Genomic DNA, 18,473 nt, shown 5'->3' with positions numbered 1-18,473 from the left:
GAAGAAGTCGGCATGTCGCTCGAAAAAGTGACGCTGGCTGACCTCGGCCAGGCCAAGCGCATCGAAGTGGGCAAGGAAAACACCATCATCATCGACGGTGCTGGCGAAGCCGCTGACATCGAAGCCCGCGTCAAGCAGGTTCGCGTCCAGATCGAAGAAGCGACCAGCGACTACGACCGTGAAAAACTGCAAGAGCGCGTGGCCAAGCTGGCCGGCGGTGTTGCCGTGATCAAGGTTGGCGCTGCCACCGAAGTCGAGATGAAGGAAAAGAAAGCCCGCGTTGAAGACGCACTGCACGCCACCCGCGCTGCTGTGGAAGAAGGCATCGTGGCTGGCGGCGGCGTGGCTTTGCTGCGCGCCAAGCAGACCGCTGGCGTCATCAAGGGTGACAACGCTGACCAGGACGCCGGCATCAAGCTGGTCATGCGCGCCATCGAAGCTCCCCTGCGCGAAATCGTTTACAACGCAGGCGGCGAAGCCTCTGTGGTGGTGAACGCCGTGCTGGCCGGAACCGGCAACTACGGCTTCAATGCCGCCAACGACACCTACGGCGACATGATCGAAATGGGTATTCTGGACCCCACGAAAGTGACCCGTACGGCACTGCAGAACGCGGCTTCCGTGGCATCGCTGATGCTGACGACCGAATGCATGGTCTGCGAGTCCGCCAAGGACGACGCACCTGCCGGCGGCATGGGCGGCGGCATGGGTGGCATGGGCGGCATGGGCGACATGGGCATGTAAGAAACAGCGGGGACGAGTCTGCCGGGCTTTGTTAAAAAGCCTGGTGGCAGGCCCCGCATTTTTTGCCTTCAGCCAAAAGGGCCACAGCGCGCAAGCGTTGTGGCCCTTTTTTTATGGATGAGCAAAAACCGAAAACGTCAGGCCAGGTTGGAGCCGTAGCTGCTGACGTTATCTTCCGTGGGCTGGACCCACCAGTAAATCAACACCAGGAATCCGATTCCCGAGATCATCAGGAGCTGCCACCAGCCGCTCTTGCCAATGTCGTGCAACCGGCGCGCACCCACCGCCAGCGCCGGCAGCAGCAAGCCCAGGCTGACCAGACCGCCCAGTTTCTCGCTGATGGTGTTGGCAGCCACCGAAACCAGTACCTGGAACAGAAAAAACCACCAGAATTCCGAACGCGATGCCCGCCCCGAAAACGTTGCATAGTTGCGCAGGCAACTGGAAATGGCTTGGCTAAAATTCATGATTTCCTTCTCCGGGTTGATTGGAAAACTCAAGGGATTACCCTTGCTTCATCATAAGCCGATGCGCTGACAGCCAACCAGCCGAAACCGCACCCTTGTCAACGCAGGCGCTGTAGCAATCCGGCGGTCGAGCCGTCAAGCCCCGAAATATCGCCGCTTTGCAGGCGTGGCTCAATGTCTTTGGCCAGTACCTTGCCCAGTTCGACGCCCCACTGGTCAAAGCTGTTGATGCCCCAGATGGCACCGCTGACAAACACGCGGTGCTCCTGCAGCGCAATCAGCGCGCCCAGGCTGGCGGGCGTGAGCCGCTCCAGCAGCAGGAAGGTGCTGGGCCGGTTGCCGGGAAAATCGCGGTGGCCGTCGGCGTCAGGCTTGCCGTGCATCAGCGCCTGCGCCTGCGCCAGTACGTTGGCCAGCAGCTTGCCATGGTGGCCGGGCAGGTCATCCGGCGCATGCGCGGCTTGCTTGATCGCCACGAATTCGACCGGAACCACCGAGGTTCCCTGGTGCAGCATTTGAAAATAGGCATGCTGACCGTTGGTGCCGGGCTCGCCCCACAGCACCGGCGAGGTGTCAAACGGCAAGGGCTGACCGTCCTGGTCCACGCGCTTGCCGTTGCTTTCCATTTCCAGTTGCTGCAAATACGCCGGCCAGCGGCGCAGGGCGCTGCTGTAGGGTGCGATGCTGCGGCTGGAAAAGCCGTGAAAGTTGCGGTACCAGACATCAAGCAGGCCCAGCCTCACCGGCAGGTTGTACTCAAGCTCCGCCGTGCGGAAGTGCTCGTCCATCGCATGCGCGCCAGCCAAGAAGTCGCGAAAGCCTGCCGCGCCAATCGCAATGGCGATGGGCAGACCGATGGCCGACCACAGCGAATAGCGCCCGCCCACCCAGTCCCAGAAACCGAAGGTGGTGGTGATGCCGAAGTCGTTCGCCGCCGCCACATTGGTCGTCAGCGCCGCGAAATGCCGGGCGATGTCGTGTCCGCCCTGCGCTTCAAACCAGGCCTTTGCAGAATGCGCATTGGTCATGGTTTCGGTGGTGGTGAAGGTCTTGGATGCCACCAGGAACAGCGTGCTCTCAGGCTTCAGAAGGCGAAGAACGCCGGCCAGCTCATCGCCGTCGATGTTCGACACAAAGTGAATCCGCTTGCCGGCCGTGGCGAATTCACCCAGCGCCAGCACTGCCATCTGCGGCCCCAGGTCCGAGCCGCCAATGCCGATGTTGACGATGTCGGTGATCCCCGCGTCGGCGCGCACCTGCTCCGCATAGTCCAGCATGGCGTTCAGGGTCGCTTCCACCTCAGCTTGGGCATCCGCTATTTTATTGATTGCTACTTGTGCAGGCACGTATTGCGCAGAAGGCGGATTTCGCAATAAAAAGTGCATCACGGCGCGGTTTTCGGTGCGGTTGATGCGTTCCCCGGCAAACATCGCGTCGCGCTGCGCCTCCAGCCCGCACTGCCGCGCCAGCGCCAGCAGCAGCGACTGGCTGTTGGCATCGATCAGGTTCTTGGACAGGTCGGCAAACACATGCGGCGCTTCCTGGCTTAAGGCCTCGAAGCGGCGCGGGTCGCGCGAAAACGCCTCGCGCAGGTCGAAATGCCGTCCACTGACTTCAAAACAGGTCTTGAGTTCTCCCCAGGCGGGGGTCCGGTCGCAACGCACTGATTTCATGAAAATTTCCTTGTGTTCAGACAGCCTGCATCAACTGCTCAAGCTTGACCGCGTCCACGGCAAAGGCGCGAATGCCTTCGGCCAGCTTTTCCGTCGCCATGGCGTCTTCGTTGAGCGCATAACGAAAACGCGCTTCGTCAAAGTCCACTACGTCCAGATCCAGCGAATCGACGGCACTAGCATCCAGCGCGCGCGGCAAGGGCGCGTCACTGGCGGCCAGCTGGGCCAGCAGTTCGGGGCTGATGGTCAGCAGGTCGCAGCCGGCCAGCGCCGTGATCTGGCCGACGTTGCGAAAACTCGCGCCCATGACCTCGGTGGCAATGCCGAAATGCTTGTAGTAGTGGTAGATCTCGCGAACCGACTTGACGCCGGGATCGTTCGCGCCGGCATTCGCGACTTCAACCCAGCCGCTGCCGGCCGACTTCTTGTACCAGTCGTAAATCCGGCCGACGAAGGGGGAAATCAACTGCACCCTGGCCTGGCCGCAGGCGACGGCCTGGCAAAAGGAAAACAGCAGCGTCAGGTTGGTGTGGATGCCGCGTTGCTCCAGCAACCTGGCCGCCTGAATGCCTTCCCAGGTGGCGGCCACCTTGATCAGCACCCGGTCGATGTGGATGCCTTCGGCCTGGTACAACTCGATCAGGCGCTCGCCCCGGGCCACGGTGGCGCTGGTGTCAAAACTCAGGCGCGCATCGACTTCGGTCGAGACGCGGCCCGGGATGATGGACAGGATTTCGCAGCCAAAGCGCACCAGCAGCCGGTCCATGGTTTCGTCCAGCGCCCGGTCCTTGAAACGCGCCACCATGTCATGCATCAGCGGCGCGTAATCGGATTTTTGCACCGCCTTCAGGATCAGCGAAGGGTTGGTGGTGGCGTCCTGCGGCTTGAACTGCGCCAGCTGGTTGAAGTCGCCGGTATCGGCCACCACGGTCGTGAATTGTTTCAGGGCGTCGAGTTGGTTCATGGGCTTAAGGCGCCGGGCAAGGGCGAAAAGTGGATCAGGAAGCCCGAAAACCGCACCGTGCCGACACAGGGGGCACAGCAGGTCACCGGGTGTAGTTACCATTATGCCCATAGAATATGAAACTTTATTACCATCACAAGTCCTTTCCATGAGCTTTGACCTCATCCTGTTTGGCGGAACCGGCGACCTGGCCTGGCGCAAGATCATGCCCGCCCTGTTCCAGGCTTTTCGTCACGGCTCGCTGCCGGCCGACGGCCGGATCATTGGCGTGGCCCGCGACGATCTGTCGGACGACCAGTACCGTGCGCTCATCAAGTCGCGCTTTGACCATGTCGAATTGTCCAAGCGTCCGAACGAAGAAGAATTCAAGCGTTTTGCCCAGATGCTCGGCTACCTGCGCATGGACCTGTCAAAACCGGAAGACTATGCGCGCCTGGCAGACCGGCTCAGGCAGCGGCCGGCCGATGTGGTGGTGATGTACCTGGCGACCGCGCCCGGCCTGTTCACCACGGTCTGCGAACAGATCGCCGCCGCAGGCCTGAATGGTCCGCAAACCCGCGTGGTGCTGGAAAAACCGCTAGGCCACGACCTGGCGTCGAACCGCGACATCAACCGCACCGTTCGCAGCGTGCTGACCGAGCAGCAGATCTTTCGCATCGACCATTACCTGGGCAAGCCTTCGGTGCAGAACCTGTTTGCGCTGCGCTTTGGCAATTCGCTGTTCGAGCCGCTCTGGCGGCGCGAGTACATCGCCAACATCCAGATCACGATTGCCGAGGAACTCGGCGTGGAAAAACGCGGCGCTTTTTACGACAGCACCGGCGCGCTGCGCGACATGGTGCAGAACCATGCCCTGCAGTTGCTCTGCGCCGTGGGCATGGAGCCGCCCATCAATTCGCATGCCGACGCGATTCGTGATGAAAAACTCAAGGTCCTGCGCTCGCTCAAGCCCTGGACGCCTGAAACCCTGAGCCAGCATGCCATTCGCGGCCAGTATGCTGCTGGAACCATCGACGGCGAGGCGGTTGAGGCCTATCGCAGCGCGCCGGGCGTGAACCCGGAAAGCCGCACGGAAACCTTCGTCGCGCTGCGCACCGAGATTGAAAACTGGCGCTGGGCCGGTGTGCCGTTCTACATCCGTACCGGCAAGCGGCTGGCAGGCCGCGACGCGCACATCGAGGTCAACTTTCGCCCCACGCCGCACGCGATTTTCAAATCGCGGCAGGACTGCAGCACCGGCAACCGGCTGGTCATCGACCTGCAACCCCGGGACGGCCTGGAGCTGCACCTGCTGGCGCAGGGCGCCGACCAGCGACTGCGCCGTGGCACCCCGACGCTGGAGCCGGTGCAGCTTGACCTGGACTTCGACAAGCGTTTCGGGGCCGAGCGCGTCGGCGCCTACGAGCGGCTGCTGCTCGACGTGATCGACGGCCGGCTGAACCTGTTCGTGCGCAGTGACGAGCAGGAGGAAGCATGGCGCTGGGTCGAACCTATCCTGGACCGCTGGAGCCACGACCCGACCGCACCACGCCCGTATGCGGCAGGCACCTGGGGACCGAGCGCCTCCAGCGCAATGATCGCCCGCGACGGCTACTGCTGGAGCGAGGAACGCTAGCATGCTCGACCGTATCAAGGCTTCCCTTCCTTCGCTGGCCCCGGCGGAACAACGCGTGGCGCGACTGGTGCTGGCCGACCCGCGCGCCTTTGCCAGCCTGCCGATCACCGAGCTGGCCAGCCGCTCGCATGTCAGCAAACCGACGGTGGTGCGCTTTTGCCGCAGCGTCGGCTACGACGGGCTGCTCGACTTCAAGCTCAAGCTGGCCGGCAGTGTCAGCGAAGGTGTGCCCTTCATTCACCGCAGCGTCGATGTGGACGACAAGACCGGCGATGTGATGGTCAAGGTGATCGACAACACCGTGGCGGCCTTCCTGAAATACCGCAACGACGCCAGCCCGGTGGCGATTGACAAAGCCGTTCTGGCGCTGCTGGGCGCCTGCCAGGGTGGCAAGCGCATCGAGTTTTTCGGCGCCGGCAACTCCGGCATCGTGGCGCAGGATGCGCAGCACAAGTTCTTCAGGCTGGGCGTCCACAGCATTGCCTACAGCGACGGCCACATGCAGGTGATGAGCGCATCGCTGCTGGGGCCGGGCGACTGCGTGGTGGTGATTTCCAATTCGGGCCGTACGCGCGACCTGATGGACGCCTGCGACATCGCGCGCAAGAACGGCGCCACCACCATCGTCATCACCGCCACCGCATCGCCGCTGGCCGCCGCCGGCCACATCCACCTGGCCGCCGACCATCCCGAAGGCTACGACCGCTACAGCCCGATGGTGTCGCGCCTGCTGCATTTGATGATCATCGACATTTTGGCGACCTGCGTGGCGCTGCGCATCGGCCCCAAGCTGCAGCCACTGCTCAAGGAGATGAAAAACAATTTGCGCAACAAACGCTACACCTGATGCGTCGCCAGGCGTGGACATCAAGGCGGGGCGGTCCTGCGCAGATCCAGCACCTGTTTTTATTAGGAATACCACCTTTGCGCAAGATGGGTGGATACTTGTAGCTATTATTTAAATAGCAATCACTCAACAACGTTCACATTCACGCCATCGGCATTGAGCGTTCAACAATGCCGGCAAACAGCGCCGCGCCCAAAGGCAGCACGCTGTCGTTGAAGTCGTAGCAGCTGTTGTGCAAAAAGTGGCTGCCCACGCCACCGACAACGCTGCCTTTGCCATCGGAAAGCTGCTCGCCCTGGCCCAGCCGAAAATAGGCTCCTGGCTTTTCCTTGAGCATGAAGGAAAAATCTTCCGACCCCATGCTGGGCTCCAGGTTGCTCACGACATTTTCGGCGCCCACCAGTTGCTCGGCCACCCGGGTCGCCAGCCGGTATTCAGCGGGCGAGTTGATCGTGGCGGGATAAATGCGTTCGTAGTTCACCGTGGCCGTGGCACCAAAACCATCGGCCACTGCAGCGCAAAGCTGTTTCAGGCGCTGCTCGACAAAATCCTGCATCTCGGGCTTGAAAGTACGAACCGTGCCGACCAGCGTGGCATGACCGGGCACCACGCTCATGGCCGCCATATCCCCGGCCTGCATGGCGCACAGGCTGACCACGACGTTGTCCATGGCCTTGACGTTGCGCGACACGATGCTCTGGACGGCCGTGATGATGTGCGCCGCCACCAGGATCGGATCGACGGTCAGGTAGGCGTGGGCGCCATGGCCACCCTTGCCGGTGATCTCGATCGTGATGCGGTCGGCCGCCGCCATCATGGGACCGGAATTGATGCCGATGGTGCCGGGCCGCATGGCCGGCCAGTTGTGCATGGCGTAGATGGACTGGACCGGAAAGCGCTCGAACAAGCCGTCATTGATCATGGCTTCGGCCCCGCCGCGCCCTTCTTCCGCCGGCTGAAATACCAGCACGGCATCGCCGGCAAAGTTCCGGGTCTCGGCCAGGTAGCGCGCGGCTCCGACCAGCATGGTGGTGTGGCCGTCATGGCCGCAGCCATGCATCAGGCCGGGCTTGGCTGATTTCCAGCCAAACTCGTTGCGCTCGGTCATGGGCAGCGCATCCATGTCGGCGCGCAAGCCGGTCATGGGCCTTGCATGGCGGGGATTTCCGGGCTGACGGCCCTCGATGATCGCGACCACGCCGGTTTTTCCGATGCCGGTGTGTACAGCGTCCACCCCGCACAGCTTGAGCGCCTGGGTCACACGGCTGGCGGTGTAAACCTCTTCAAAGCCCAGTTCCGGATGCGCATGCAGGTCCCGGCGGAAGGCTGTCAGTTCGGGGTGGAAGCGGGCAATCTGGGCAAAAGCCCGGCCGTTGATCTGCAACGGGCGTGGCCGGCCAAGAGTGACCGAATCGCTCATGTCCGCTGACAGCGGCGACAAGGTTTTTTCAAGAAGAGCCGGAGTGCGCATGTCTGTTGGGTCCTGATGTCAGCAATTGGTAAATACTATGGCGAAACTTTGGCAGCGTAAACATCAGCGCGTCCAGTCCTGCGGTATTTGCGTACAAACGACAGTCTGGCTGCAGGAACCGGCAAATAACGCAACAATCCCAGTGCCAAAAGTCGACACGACCACGGGAAAGTTCAGCACCCCCAGCAGCGGGCCACCCATAAAAAAACCCCACCGTGTCGCCACGGCGGGGTTTTGTTTTCTGTTTTAACCGCTAGCTTGCGCTAGCAGAGAAATTAGAACGAGTGGCGAACACCCAGACCGTAGACGGTGGTTTCGGTTTCAGCTGCTGCAAAAGCGATGTGAGCCTTGGTGTTTTGTGCACCAAGGTACAGGCCGGTGCGCTTGGACAAAGCGTAGGTGGCCAGTACGGAGTAACCCTTGCCAGTGCGATCGGTGCCCAGGCCTTCGCTCTTGGAACGGGCGTAGCCAGCGGAGATAGCAGCAGCGCCGAACGGAACCACTACGCCGATCTGGCCTTCCTTGTCCTTCAGGACGTTGTTCTTGGCCGTGTTGTAGCTGGCTGTCAACTTGGCCACGCCGAAGTCATAAGAACCGCCAACCAGGTTGTACTTGTTCTTGTCCTGAACGCCACCAATGGCAGCCAGTTTGTCTTGCTGGTAGGCGTAACCAACCAGGATAGGGCCGTTGGCGTACTTGATGTGAACGCTGGCGCTGTCGGTTGCGTCGCCATTCACGTTACCGACGGTGTTCTTGTTTTCGCCAAAGCCGTAAACCACTGCGCCGCTGAAGCCGCCGAAGTCAGGCGAAGCGTAGGCAACCGAATTGCTGATACGGTTGGTGTAGTCCTGGATGCCGTTGGCAGCAACACCGCCATTGACGCCGCTGCGTGCATTGAAGCTGAACGCATCGTAGTTCTGGTTGGTCGCGCCTTGCAGGTTGTCATACGCAGAGTACTGACGACCCACGGAAACGGTACCGAAACCGCTTTGCAGACCAACAAAGGCTTGACGGTCAAAAATGCTGCCAGCCGTCTTTTGCGCGCCGGTGTCCAGATTGAAGCCGCTTTCCAGCGTGAAGATGGCCTTCATGCCGCCGCCCAGATCTTCAGAACCCTTCAGGCCCCAACGCGAACCGTTGACACCAGAGGTGCTGACGTTGGTTTGACGCTGGCCAATGCCGGCGATTTGGGTTTCGGTGCTGCCGACGAAAGCGTCAGCGATGCCGTACAGGGTTACCGAAGATTGAGCCATTGCGGCGCCGGATGCTGCCAATACTGCCAGAGCGATGAGTGATTTTTTCATTGAGAATTTCTCCAAGGTTAAACATAGGGCTCCGGTAAGAGGACTGCCCAATACTTTCGCATTTGCAGCTCCCCCAGAGACCCGGGCCAACCCCCTTTCGGGAAGTTGGGTCTATTGCACCAGAACGAACCTTGATCCGCAAAGAAATGCGCCACAAAAGCGCTTTTTTGTTGCAGCGACGCGACAAACAAGGCTGCTGCGTGGAAGGAAAACAACGTTGATGCGCCGACTCGTGAAGACGTTCAGGTTTCAATGATTCAAACCAGGTGATCAAAAAAACGAAAAACCGCTTCAGGTTTTCCCAAAACGGTTTCAAAAAGCTCAGCGTCCTGGCTTCACGCCAGGAACCGGTCAGAACTTGTGCTGAACGCCCACTGCGAAGGTGTCGGTCTTGACTTCCGAACCGGCGATTTCGTTTTTAGCCAGCTGAAGGCCGGTGTACAGGAAGGTCCGCTTGGACAAGTCGTACTTGGCAGCCAGGCCAACACCGGTGCTCTTGACTTCGCCGCCGGCACCGAGCGTGACCTTGGAACGTGCCACGCCGCCCGAGACGGTGACTGCGCCCAGGGGCACGTCGACACCAACCTGGAATTCCCTGGCCTTGTCGCCGCCATCTTTCACATGGCCGTATGCAGCCAGCAGCTTGGCAGGACCGAAGTCATATGAACCATTCAGTTGCGTGAACTTGGTGGTGTCGGTGTTGAGCGAAGCACCGCCGTCTTTTTCGGTCTGGTACGCCAGTGCCGCTGCGAGCGGGCCGCCGGCATACTGCACATTGAAGCTGGCAATCTTGCCTGCGCTAGCGGTTGTCGTCTTGTTCTCGCCGAAGCTGTACATGGCGGCAGCGCTGAAACCGCTGAAAGAGGGCGTTGCGTAATAAAGCGCATTGCCTGGACGGTCCTGGTAGCCGTTGCTCGACCAGACACCGGTTGCGGGTGCAAAAATGTTGGCATCAAACGCGGCGGCGCCGCTGCCTTTGACTTCGTCATAAGGCGTCCACATCTTGCCGACGCGAACTTCACCGAAACCACCTGACAGGCCAACCCACGACTGGCGTCCGAAGGTTGCGCTGGATACCGCACCGGTGAACGGATTGGTGTAGTTGTTGGCAGCGCCGGTGTCGACGTTAAAGCCAGCTTCCAGCATGAAATTGGCTTTCAAGCCGCTGCCCAGGTCTTCCGAACCTTTCAGGCCGAAACGGCTGGTATTGAAACCGCCACTGTCCATCACGGTCTGGCGCGTCGATGTGGTCGCGACACCTGGCGATGAAAGTTTGACCCTGCTGGTGCCCACATAGGCATCGACCAGTCCGTAGAGAGTCACGCTGGACTGAGCCGATGCAACGCCGGATGCGGCAAGAACGGCCAAAGCAATCAAATTCTTTTTCATTAAAAACTCCAAAAGGTGGAAAACAAAAAGACTGGTTCAAAACATTGCGCAAGGGCTTTATGGTTAACCCTTAGTTGATTTAACCAAACTGTTACATCAAAGGCAAAGTCTTTTAAAAGATAAGCAATTTATATGCCTTGAATGTTGGCGACAGCCAACGCCATTCGCTGCGCAAACAGATTCATTGGCAGAGCATGAAAAAGAATGCTCGACAACAGGGCGTTTTTACCCAATTCCTGCATCCCAAAGCACCAAGACCGTGCATGCAGTGATAAAAAAGTTAACCGGTTAAAGCCAATGAATCATGGCAAAAAAAAGCGAACACATCACATCAGTTGTTCGGTCAGCGGACCTTTTTGAAACACGCAATTCAAAAACGAAACACTTTCAGAACTCAACGTCTCTTTATTACAACGCCTATTGAAAATGTAATTTGCCATCTGGAAAACTTACTTGACCACACCCCAACGCAAGGAGCGCGCATTGAGATGAGATGGCCGATGCTGATTAGCGGGGCAAATCCCGACATCACGACTTTAGAGCGTTCACGTGTGCGCCTGCAAGTGGCTGAAAGCACAGGGTTTTCCCCTGTCCCTAAAGTGATACGCCTGCGTGATTACGCTCTTTACGGGTTTTTGCTTCGCCATTAATCTTGCCCTGTCGATACCACCGACACAGTAACTGACGGCGCGTTGAAAACCTTCCCTTATCAAATCAAGAATCCTGGAGACTTCATGAAAAAACTCACTCTCGTTGCAACTGCCGTGATGGGGCTTTTGTCTGCTACCGGCGCCATGGCCCAAAGCACGGTGACGCTTTACGGCCTGGTGGATGCAGGCTACAACCACGTCAGCGGTCTGAAAAATGGCTCTTTCAGTGGCATTGCCAGCGGCATCATGGAAGGTTCGCGCTGGGGACTGCGAGGCAACGAGGACATTGGTGGCGGCTACAAGGCCATTTTTACGCTGGAAAGCCGGTTTGAGGCGGATACGGGTTCGGTGACGAACCGGCCTGCATCGGGCAACCAACTTCCTGATCGCGTTGGAGCTACAGTGAACGCCAACCTGCCCGTTGGTCTCGCCGGCACCCCACTTGCACTCGGTACTATCTCGGCCATTAACAACGCGATTGGCACCAACGCATTTGGTGTCAATCTGGCTGGTAATCTGTTTGATCGCCAGGCATTTGCCGGATTGATCACACCATTCGGCGCTTTCACGCTGGGTCGCCAATACACACCCGCCTACCTCACCACGGCCACTTTCGACGCTTCAGGCACCCAGTCAAGCCTGGCAGCCGGGCAGGTTGCGAGCCTGCCTGCAGCGTTTGACATCCGCCTGAGCAACACAGTGCAATACGCCATTCAAACCAGCGGCGTCACTGCTACCTTGATGTATGGAGCAGGTGAAGTCGCAGGCAGCAACTCTGCCAATCGTTTCCTGGGCGGCATGGTCATGTACAAGGCCGATGGATTCTCAGTGGGTTTTGGTCACAACGAGAAAAAGAATGAGTTTGGACAAAAGTCGCTGACCAACAACGTTTTGGGTGCCAATGTGAATATAGGGCCTGGGACCCTCTATGGCATGTACGCGACGATCAAGGACGAAAATCCTTCAGGTCTTTCGCCATTTTTTGTGACCGCCGGCCCTGTTTTCCAGAACGCCTACAACACCGCTTTCCGCCAGGATGCCCGCCTGATGCACATCGGCTACAAGTTCGTCACCGGCCCGCACACCATCGTGACGGCCTTCAACCGGCTCGACGACAAGCGCGCCGTCAATGCCGACACCGACTCTTACGGCGCAACCTACACCTACGCCCTGTCCAAGCGCACCAACCTGAATGCGGTGCTGACGCGCTTTAACAACAAGGGCCAGGGCCAGATTGCCCCGGGCGGCAATGGCTTCCTGGGCGGCGTGACGGCTTCTGCCGGCACGGACTCGACCAACGTGGCTTTCGGTATCCGCCACATATTCTGAAGACCGCACCGGCCTTGTCGCCGGATGTCTTTCGCCTCAAGCCCCCTTTTGGGGGCTTTTTCAATTCTGTGCATCTTGGCGCGCGGGCGCTAACATGGCGGCAGCAACACAGCTTGCGCAACCGTCTGCCTGTGCCCAATGATCAGGCAGGCCTTGCAGCATTGCCCATTGTCCTCACCCAGCACGTAATGATGAAAGCAGACCATGACCACTGCCCTTGACCTTGCCCTGAATGCCGCAGACGGTGCCTTGCGAACCCTGTTTGCCAAACCGCATGCCAGCCGCGTCTGCCCCACGGTGCCGGCCCAGGCAACCGACTTGAGCGTTGAAGACAAAGCCCTGTCAGGCGCGTTGATGCGTGTCAACCATGTGGGCGAGGTTTGCGCGCAGGCGCTGTATGCGGCGCAGGCGCTGGGAACCCGCGATCCGGTGCTGCGCAGGCATTTCCTGGACGCCAGTCGGGAGGAAGGCGACCACCTGGCCTGGACCAAGGACCGGCTGGACGAACTGGGCGCCCGCCCTTCCCTGCTCAACCCTTTATGGTACGCAGGCGCGTTTGGACTGGGCCTGGTGGCGAGCCGCCTGGGCGACCGGCTCAGCCTGGGCTTTGTGGTGGAAACCGAGCGCCAGGTCGAGGCCCACCTGGCCAGTCACCTGGAGCATCTGCCACAGGGCGATCACGAATCGCGCGCCATTGTGGCGCAGATGAAGGACGACGAGTCCAAGCATGCCAAGGCAGCAGAAAATGCGGGCGGCGTGCAGTTGCCCGCACCGGTCAGGTTGATGATGCGCTCTGCCGCCAGGGTGATGACGACGGTGGCGCACCGGATTTGAGGCCCTGGCGTACTCAGGCCTCGTGAAGCTCAAAACTGGTGGTGATGTCCGCCGTCTTGCCCAGCATGATGGTGGCCGAGCAGTATTTATCGTGGCTCATGGCAATCGCGCGCTCGACGACGCTGTCGCTCAGCTTGCTGCCGGTCACGACAAAATGCATGTGGATTTTGGTGAAGACCTTGGGGTCAACGGACGCCCGCTCGGTGCTCAACCTGACCGTGCAGCCCCGCACATCATGGCGGCCGCGCTTGAGGATCAGCACCACGTCGTACGCCGTGCAGCCGCCGGCGCCGGCGAGTACGGTTTCCATTGGCCGGGGAGCCAGGTTGGCGCCACCGTTTTCAGGCTTGGCGGCGTCGGGCGCGCCATCCATGACCAGCGTGTGGCCGCTGCCGGTTTCGGCCACGAAGGTCATTGCCGATTTCGATCCATTGACCGCATTGCTGCCGGTCCAGCTCACTGTGCATTCCATAACTGCCATTCCTTGTCCGAGATGATGGGTGTTGCCGAGCCTACCTGCATTCATGGCGCTCACCACTGAGGCTGCGCTTTGTAGGTAAAACCCCTTAAACCCTGTAATTGTGCGACTTTCGCCACAGCGCATTGTGCAGTGCAGCATTGACTCCGATATACTGAACCCATCGCATCAGTACACAGTCCTTACCGACCCGCTGTATTTTTGCACTGGTTGTCTCCTCCACCTCCTCAAAGGGTGGATTTACAGGCCCAGACCGCATGGTCTGGGCCTTTTTTTTCGTGCGCCTATGATCCTCTGGTTCTGCTGCGAGAAAAAAACATGCCTTCTGCTAAAAAATCCCTTTCCGGCGCTGCCTCTGCAGTTGCCATCCCCTCCCGCCCCAAAGCTTCTGCCAAATCAGTTCTCAAGCCTGTGGCCAAGCCGCTCAAGCCCGCTGACTACCTGAAAAAAATCCTGACGGCACGGGTCTATGACGTGGCGGTTGAGTCGGCGCTGGAGCCGGCCAAAAACCTGAGCCGGCGCCTGAACAACACCGTGCTGCTCAAGCGCGAGGACCAGCAGCCGGTGTTCAGCTTCAAGCTGCGCGGCGCCTACAACAAGATGGCACACCTGACGCCGGCGCAGCTCAAAAAGGGCGTGATCTGCGCCTCGGCCGGCAACCATGCGCAAGGCGTGGCCATGAGCGCGCAAAAGCTCGGCACCCGCGCCGTCATCGTCATGCCGACGACCACGCCGCAGCTCAAGATTGATGCGGTCAAGGGTTGGGGCGGTGAAGTCGTGCTGTACGGCGACAGTTATTCGGATGCCTACACGCACTCGGTCGCGCTGCAAAAAGAGCAGGGCCTGACCTTCGTTCATCCCTTTGACGACCCGGACGTGATTGCCGGCCAGGGCACGATTGCCATGGAAATCCTGCGCCAGCTGCAAACCCTGGGTTCGCGCAGGCTGGATGCGGTGTTCGTGGCGATTGGCGGCGGCGGGCTGATTTCCGGCGTGGCCAACTACATCAAGGCAGTACGTCCCGAGATCAAGGTCATCGGCGTGCAGATGAACGACTCTGACGCGATGATCCAGTCGGTGGCCGCCAAAAAACGCGTTACCTTGAGCGACGTGGGCCTATTTTCGGACGGCACGGCGGTCAAGCTGGTGGGCGAGGAAACCTTTCGCATCAGCCGAGAACTGGTCGATGAATTCATGACCGTGGACACCGATGCGGTCTGCGCCGCCATCAAGGATGTGTTTGTCGACACACGCAGCATCGTCGAGCCGGCAGGCGCGCTGGCCGTCGCTGCGATCAAGCAATACGTCGCCAAAAACAAGACCCAAGGCGAGACCTACGCCGCCATCCTGTGCGGCGCCAACATGAACTTCGACCGCCTGCGCTTTGTCGCCGAGCGCGCCGAAGTCGGCGAGGAGCGCGAAGCGCTGTTTGCCGTGACGATTCCCGAGGAGCGCGGCAGCTTCCGGCGCTTTTGTGCGCTGATTGACAAGGCGCCCGGCGGGCCGCGCAGCGTGACCGAGTTCAACTACCGCATCAGCGACAACGCCATGGCCCATGTGTTTGTCGGCCTGACCACCTCGACCAAAGGCGAGAGCACAAAAATTGCGGCCAATTTCACTCGCCACGGTTTCAAGGCGATCGACCTCACGCATGACGAACTGGCCAAGGAGCACATCCGTCACATGGTCGGCGGGCACAGCGCGTTGTCGAAAGAGGAGCGCCTGCTGCGCTTCATCTTTCCCGAGCGGCCAGGCGCGCTGATGAAGTTCCTGAGTCTCATGCGGCCCGGCTGGAACATCTCGCTGTTCCACTACCGCAACCAGGGCGCCGACTATGGCCGCATTCTGGTCGGCCTGCAGGTGCCCAAGGCCGACAACGGTGCGTTCAAGGAATTTCTGGACACGCTCGGCTACCCGCACGTGGAAGAAACCGACAACCCGGTGTACCAGCTGTTCCTGAAAAGCTGAGCGTCGCCGTGGCATCAACTGAACTGAAGGCCAATACCTCAATCTGCCCGCGCTGTAGTGCGGGCCTGCGCTGCGGCATGGTGGCGGGCGATGCCGAATGCTGGTGCGTCCAGTTGCCGCATGTGATGCCGGTTCCCCCTGCCCTGCCTGAACAAGCGCTGCCCGAGAGCGGTGCAGCCTTCTGCTTTTGCCCCGCCTGCCTGAAACAGATCACCGATGAACAACAACACCCGCTTTCAACTTCCGTCGATTGAATCCACCGCCGACGCTGTTCTGGAATCCAGGCTGCGGCACAAGATTGACCACAAGACCAAGCCCCTGGGCGCGCTTGGCCAGCTTGAAACGCTGGCGCTGCAGCTGGGCCTGATCCAGCGCAGCGAATCGCCTGCGCTGCACAGCCCGCAGATGGTGGTGTTTGCTGCCGACCACGGCATTGCTGCTGAAGGCGTGTCAGCCTATCCACAAGCCGTGACCGTGCAAATGGTGGGCAACATGCTGGCCGGCGGCGCGGCGATCAATGTATTTGCCCGCCAGCACGGCTTTGCGCTGCAGGTGGTCGATGCCGGTGTGGCCGCCGAGTTGCCAGCGCATCCGCAACTCCAGCCGCGAAAAATCGCCATGGGAACGAAAAACCTGTGCCATGAACCGGCCATGTCACGGCTTGAAGCGCAGGCAGCGCTCGCGGCTGGCATGGACGTCATGCAGGCGCTGCCTGGCAATGTCGTCGCCTTTGGCGAAATGGGCATTGCCAACACCTCGCCCGCCGCGCTGCTGCTGGCGCGGCTGACGGGAGCCAGCATTGAAGACGCCACGGGACGCGGCACGGGTTTGGACGACGCGCAACTGCGGCACAAGCAGGCGGTGCTGGCGCGCGCCCTGGTGCGGCACCCGGCTACCGAGCCGTTCGATGCCGTTGGCGAACTGGCGGCGCTGGGCGGTTTTGAAATCGCCATGATGGCCGGCGCCATGCTGCAGGCGGCCAGCGAACGCAGGGTGGTGCTGGTCGATGGCTTCATTGCCGGTGCAGCGGCGCTCATCGCGCAGGCATTGGCGCCGCAAGTGCGCGACTACCTGGTGTTTTGCCACCGCTCCGCCGAAACCGGCCACCGTCTGCTGCTGGCTTATCTGGACGCCAAGCCGCTGCTCGAACTCGATCTGCGCCTCGGCGAAGGCACCGGCGCGCTGCTGGCCTGGCCGCTGGTGCAGTCGGCGGCGAACTTCCTCAATGACATGGCGAGTTTCGAGTCGGCCGGCGTGAGCGAAAAATAAGGACGTTGATGGTCCGGTTCATTCGCCACTACCTGCTGGCCCTGCAGTTTTTCACGCGCATCCCGGTCACCGGCCGGCTGGCTGAATGGGTGGGCTACAGCCCCGAGATGCTGCGCGCCAGCGCCGCGCATTTTCCAGGCATCGGCGTGGTGATTGGCGGTGCGGGGGCTGGGGTCTTTGCGCTGCTGGTGCTGTTCCTGCCCGACACCGCCTTCACGCCGCTGGTGGCTGCAGCGCTGTCCACCGTCGCCACGGTCTGGCTCACCGGCGGCTTTCATGAAGACGGCCTGGCCGACGTGGCCGACGGCCTGGGCGGCAGCTACGACCGCGAGCGCGCGCTGGAAATCATGAAGGACTCGCGCGTCGGCGCATTCGGCGCCATGGCGCTGGTGCTGGCGCTGCTGTGCAAGGTGGCGCTGCTGGCGCTGCTCGGCTCGGTCGAGATGATTGGCGATGCCGGGGACACACCGGCTTTTGGCGGCTGGTATGTGTGCGCCGCACTGTGGCTGGGTCATGTGGTGTCGCGCACCCTGCCGCTGGTGATGATCCGATTGCTGCCGCATGTGGGCGACACCGCCACGTCCAAATCCAAGCCGCTGGCCGACCAGATCTCGGGGGCCGGGCTGGGAATTGCATTTTTATGGTGTTTTTGTACCCTTGCGCTTGCCAGTCCTGTGTTTGATGCTATCAATTTAACGTTTGCCTGCGGCCTGTCCGTGCTGGCGCTGCTGTGGCTGCTGCGCTTTTTCAGGCGCCGGCTGCAGGGCTTCACTGGTGATTGCCTGGGCACCACGCAGCAGGTCTGCGAAATCGCGTTTTACCTGGGGCTGGCCGTTAGCCTTTGACCGCATGAACCTCTGGCTGGTCCGCCATGCGCAACCGCTGATCGATGCCGGCACCTGCTACGGCCGGCTGGATATGGCGGCGGATGCCGATGCCACCGCCGAATGCGCTCAAGCGCTGGCCGAGCGGCTTCCCGTCGGTAGCCGCGTCATCAGCTCGCCGCTACAAAGATGTGAGCAGCTGGCGCAAGCCCTGCATGCGCTAAGGCCTGATTTGGCTTATAAAACCGATACCCGGCTGCAGGAAATGGATTTTGGCCAGTGGGAAGGCCGCGCCTGGCAGGCCATTGCCCGCTCTGAACTTGAGGCCTGGACAGGCGACTTTGCGCATTACAAAGTGGGGCATGACGGCGAAAGCGTGACGGCGTTCATGGCGCGCGTCGGCGCAGCGTTCGATGACTTGACGCCGCCGTCGCAGACCCTCACCCCAGCACTCTCCCAAAGGGCGAGGGAGCAAGAAACAGGCGGCGTGCTGTGGATCACCCATGCCGGTGTGATCCGGGCGGTCGAACTGCTGGCCCAAGGCCAGCGCCATGTCGAGCGCGCTGACCAGTGGCCGCTGGACGCGCCGAAATATGGACAATGGCGGCTGGTCAAGCGGCACGCCGGCCCGTGACGGCGGCGCGCCA

The 18,473-nt window shown here is 60.7% G+C and carries 18 protein-coding genes; 11 read left to right on the top strand and 7 right to left on the bottom strand.

From position 1 onward, the window contains the following. The coding region (locus tag GZ092_RS09490) for a TCP-1/cpn60 chaperonin family protein (protein WP_293636147.1) at nt 1–744 on the top strand (744 nt) is incomplete at its 5' end. Nucleotides 745–881: 137 nt separating this feature from the next. On the opposite strand, the gene GZ092_RS09485 is transcribed toward GZ092_RS09490, so the two are convergent. The 3 genes from GZ092_RS09485 to tal all read right to left on the bottom strand — a co-directional run bounded on the left by GZ092_RS09485 (nt 882) and on the right by tal (nt 3,848). Next, the gene (locus GZ092_RS09485) at nt 882–1,211 is read right to left on the bottom strand and encodes a DUF805 domain-containing protein (protein ID WP_293636146.1); all 330 of its coding nucleotides are present in this window, start codon (nt 1,209–1,211) and stop codon (nt 882–884) included. A gap of 98 nt (nt 1,212–1,309) precedes the next feature. Beyond that, on the bottom strand, nt 1,310–2,884 hold the full coding sequence (gene pgi / locus GZ092_RS09480; RefSeq protein WP_293636145.1) for a glucose-6-phosphate isomerase: 1,575 nt from the start codon (nt 2,882–2,884) through the stop codon (nt 1,310–1,312). A 16-nt stretch (nt 2,885–2,900) separates the two neighbouring features. Further along, nucleotides 2,901–3,848, bottom strand: coding sequence for a transaldolase (gene tal / locus GZ092_RS09475; RefSeq protein ID WP_293636144.1), 948 nt, complete (start codon nt 3,846–3,848; stop codon nt 2,901–2,903). A 148-nt stretch (nt 3,849–3,996) separates the two neighbouring features. On the opposite strand from tal, the gene zwf reads away from it, so the two are divergent. Together zwf and GZ092_RS09465 are read left to right on the top strand one after the other, a co-directional pair. Further along, a complete protein-coding gene (gene zwf / locus GZ092_RS09470; RefSeq protein ID WP_293636143.1) occupies nt 3,997–5,463 on the top strand; it encodes a glucose-6-phosphate dehydrogenase in 1,467 nt (488 codons plus the stop codon). Between the two features lies 1 nt (nt 5,464). Further along, a complete protein-coding gene (locus GZ092_RS09465; protein ID WP_293636142.1) occupies nt 5,465–6,310 on the top strand; it encodes an SIS domain-containing protein in 846 nt (281 codons plus the stop codon). Between the two features lie 142 nt (nt 6,311–6,452). Here GZ092_RS09465 and GZ092_RS09460 read toward each other — a convergent pair whose 3' ends face one another. The 3 genes from GZ092_RS09460 to GZ092_RS09450 all read right to left on the bottom strand — a co-directional run bounded on the left by GZ092_RS09460 (nt 6,453) and on the right by GZ092_RS09450 (nt 10,474). Further along, on the bottom strand, nt 6,453–7,730 hold the full coding sequence (locus tag GZ092_RS09460; protein WP_293636156.1) for a M20 aminoacylase family protein: 1,278 nt from the start codon (nt 7,728–7,730) through the stop codon (nt 6,453–6,455). A gap of 326 nt (nt 7,731–8,056) precedes the next feature. Beyond that, on the bottom strand, nt 8,057–9,085 hold the full coding sequence (locus GZ092_RS09455) for a porin (RefSeq protein WP_293636141.1): 1,029 nt from the start codon (nt 9,083–9,085) through the stop codon (nt 8,057–8,059). A 351-nt stretch (nt 9,086–9,436) separates the two neighbouring features. Then, a complete protein-coding gene (locus GZ092_RS09450) occupies nt 9,437–10,474 on the bottom strand; it encodes a porin (RefSeq protein ID WP_293636140.1) in 1,038 nt (345 codons plus the stop codon). Between the two features lie 356 nt (nt 10,475–10,830). Here GZ092_RS09450 and GZ092_RS09445 point away from each other — a divergent pair, with 356 nt between their 5' ends. The 3 genes from GZ092_RS09445 to coq7 all read left to right on the top strand — a co-directional run bounded on the left by GZ092_RS09445 (nt 10,831) and on the right by coq7 (nt 13,287). Then, nucleotides 10,831–11,124 carry a hypothetical protein gene (locus tag GZ092_RS09445; RefSeq protein WP_293636139.1) on the top strand — a complete coding sequence of 98 codons (294 nt, stop codon included), beginning with the start codon at nt 10,831–10,833 and terminating at the stop codon, nt 11,122–11,124. 84 nt (nt 11,125–11,208) lie between these two features. Further along, nucleotides 11,209–12,453: a porin gene (locus tag GZ092_RS09440; RefSeq protein ID WP_293636138.1), complete on the top strand. Its 1,245-nt coding sequence runs from the start codon at nt 11,209–11,211 to the stop codon at nt 12,451–12,453. Between the two features lie 204 nt (nt 12,454–12,657). Beyond that, nucleotides 12,658–13,287 (top strand): 2-polyprenyl-3-methyl-6-methoxy-1,4-benzoquinone monooxygenase, encoded by a 630-nt coding sequence (gene coq7 / locus GZ092_RS09435; RefSeq protein WP_293636137.1) that lies wholly within the window; start codon nt 12,658–12,660, stop codon nt 13,285–13,287. 13 nt (nt 13,288–13,300) lie between these two features. On the opposite strand, the gene GZ092_RS09430 is transcribed toward coq7, so the two are convergent. Next, nucleotides 13,301–13,759 carry an OsmC family protein gene (locus GZ092_RS09430; RefSeq protein ID WP_293636136.1) on the bottom strand — a complete coding sequence of 153 codons (459 nt, stop codon included), beginning with the start codon at nt 13,757–13,759 and terminating at the stop codon, nt 13,301–13,303. Between the two features lie 417 nt (nt 13,760–14,176). Here GZ092_RS09430 and ilvA point away from each other — a divergent pair, with 417 nt between their 5' ends. From ilvA to GZ092_RS09405, 5 genes are read left to right on the top strand one after another with little or no spacing between them, the layout of a single operon-like run. Next, nucleotides 14,177–15,733: a threonine ammonia-lyase, biosynthetic gene (gene ilvA / locus GZ092_RS09425; RefSeq protein ID WP_293636155.1), complete on the top strand. Its 1,557-nt coding sequence runs from the start codon at nt 14,177–14,179 to the stop codon at nt 15,731–15,733. An 8-nt stretch (nt 15,734–15,741) separates the two neighbouring features. Continuing rightward, nucleotides 15,742–15,987 (top strand): cysteine-rich CWC family protein, encoded by a 246-nt coding sequence (locus GZ092_RS09420; protein WP_293636135.1) that lies wholly within the window; start codon nt 15,742–15,744, stop codon nt 15,985–15,987. Further along, nucleotides 15,950–17,002: a nicotinate-nucleotide--dimethylbenzimidazole phosphoribosyltransferase gene (cobT, locus tag GZ092_RS09415; RefSeq protein ID WP_293636134.1), complete on the top strand. Its 1,053-nt coding sequence runs from the start codon at nt 15,950–15,952 to the stop codon at nt 17,000–17,002. The genes GZ092_RS09420 and cobT overlap by 38 nt, the downstream gene beginning before the upstream one ends. Before the next feature lie 8 nt (nt 17,003–17,010). Next, entirely contained in the window at nt 17,011–17,847 is an 837-nt protein-coding gene (locus GZ092_RS09410) for an adenosylcobinamide-GDP ribazoletransferase (protein WP_293636133.1), read from the top strand. 4 nt (nt 17,848–17,851) lie between these two features. Beyond that, nucleotides 17,852–18,460, top strand: coding sequence for a histidine phosphatase family protein (locus tag GZ092_RS09405; protein ID WP_293636132.1), 609 nt, complete (start codon nt 17,852–17,854; stop codon nt 18,458–18,460). Nucleotides 18,461–18,473: the final 13 nt, after the last annotated feature.

This window comes from Polaromonas sp. (assembly GCF_010365105.1).
GTDB lineage: Bacteria > Pseudomonadota > Gammaproteobacteria > Burkholderiales > Burkholderiaceae_C > Polaromonas.
The sequence above is the reverse complement of the archived record's forward strand: the minus strand, read 5'-3'. Positions and strand labels throughout refer to the sequence as shown.

Coding starts and splice junctions, on each gene's coding strand:
- GZ092_RS09485 (WP_293636146.1), bottom strand. CDS start 1,211: ATGAATTTTAGCCAAGCCATTTCCAGTTGCCTGCGCAACTATGCAACG.
- pgi (WP_293636145.1), bottom strand. CDS start 2,884: ATGAAATCAGTGCGTTGCGACCGGACCCCCGCCTGGGGAGAACTCAAG.
- tal (WP_293636144.1), bottom strand. CDS start 3,848: ATGAACCAACTCGACGCCCTGAAACAATTCACGACCGTGGTGGCCGAT.
- zwf (WP_293636143.1), top strand. CDS start 3,997: ATGAGCTTTGACCTCATCCTGTTTGGCGGAACCGGCGACCTGGCCTGG.
- GZ092_RS09465 (WP_293636142.1), top strand. CDS start 5,465: ATGCTCGACCGTATCAAGGCTTCCCTTCCTTCGCTGGCCCCGGCGGAA.
- GZ092_RS09460 (WP_293636156.1), bottom strand. CDS start 7,730: ATGAGCGATTCGGTCACTCTTGGCCGGCCACGCCCGTTGCAGATCAAC.
- GZ092_RS09455 (WP_293636141.1), bottom strand. CDS start 9,085: ATGAAAAAATCACTCATCGCTCTGGCAGTATTGGCAGCATCCGGCGCC.
- GZ092_RS09450 (WP_293636140.1), bottom strand. CDS start 10,474: ATGAAAAAGAATTTGATTGCTTTGGCCGTTCTTGCCGCATCCGGCGTT.
- GZ092_RS09440 (WP_293636138.1), top strand. CDS start 11,209: ATGAAAAAACTCACTCTCGTTGCAACTGCCGTGATGGGGCTTTTGTCT.
- coq7 (WP_293636137.1), top strand. CDS start 12,658: ATGACCACTGCCCTTGACCTTGCCCTGAATGCCGCAGACGGTGCCTTG.
- GZ092_RS09430 (WP_293636136.1), bottom strand. CDS start 13,759: ATGGAATGCACAGTGAGCTGGACCGGCAGCAATGCGGTCAATGGATCG.
- cobT (WP_293636134.1), top strand. CDS start 15,950: ATGAACAACAACACCCGCTTTCAACTTCCGTCGATTGAATCCACCGCC.
- GZ092_RS09410 (WP_293636133.1), top strand. CDS start 17,011: ATGGTCCGGTTCATTCGCCACTACCTGCTGGCCCTGCAGTTTTTCACG.
- GZ092_RS09405 (WP_293636132.1), top strand. CDS start 17,852: ATGAACCTCTGGCTGGTCCGCCATGCGCAACCGCTGATCGATGCCGGC.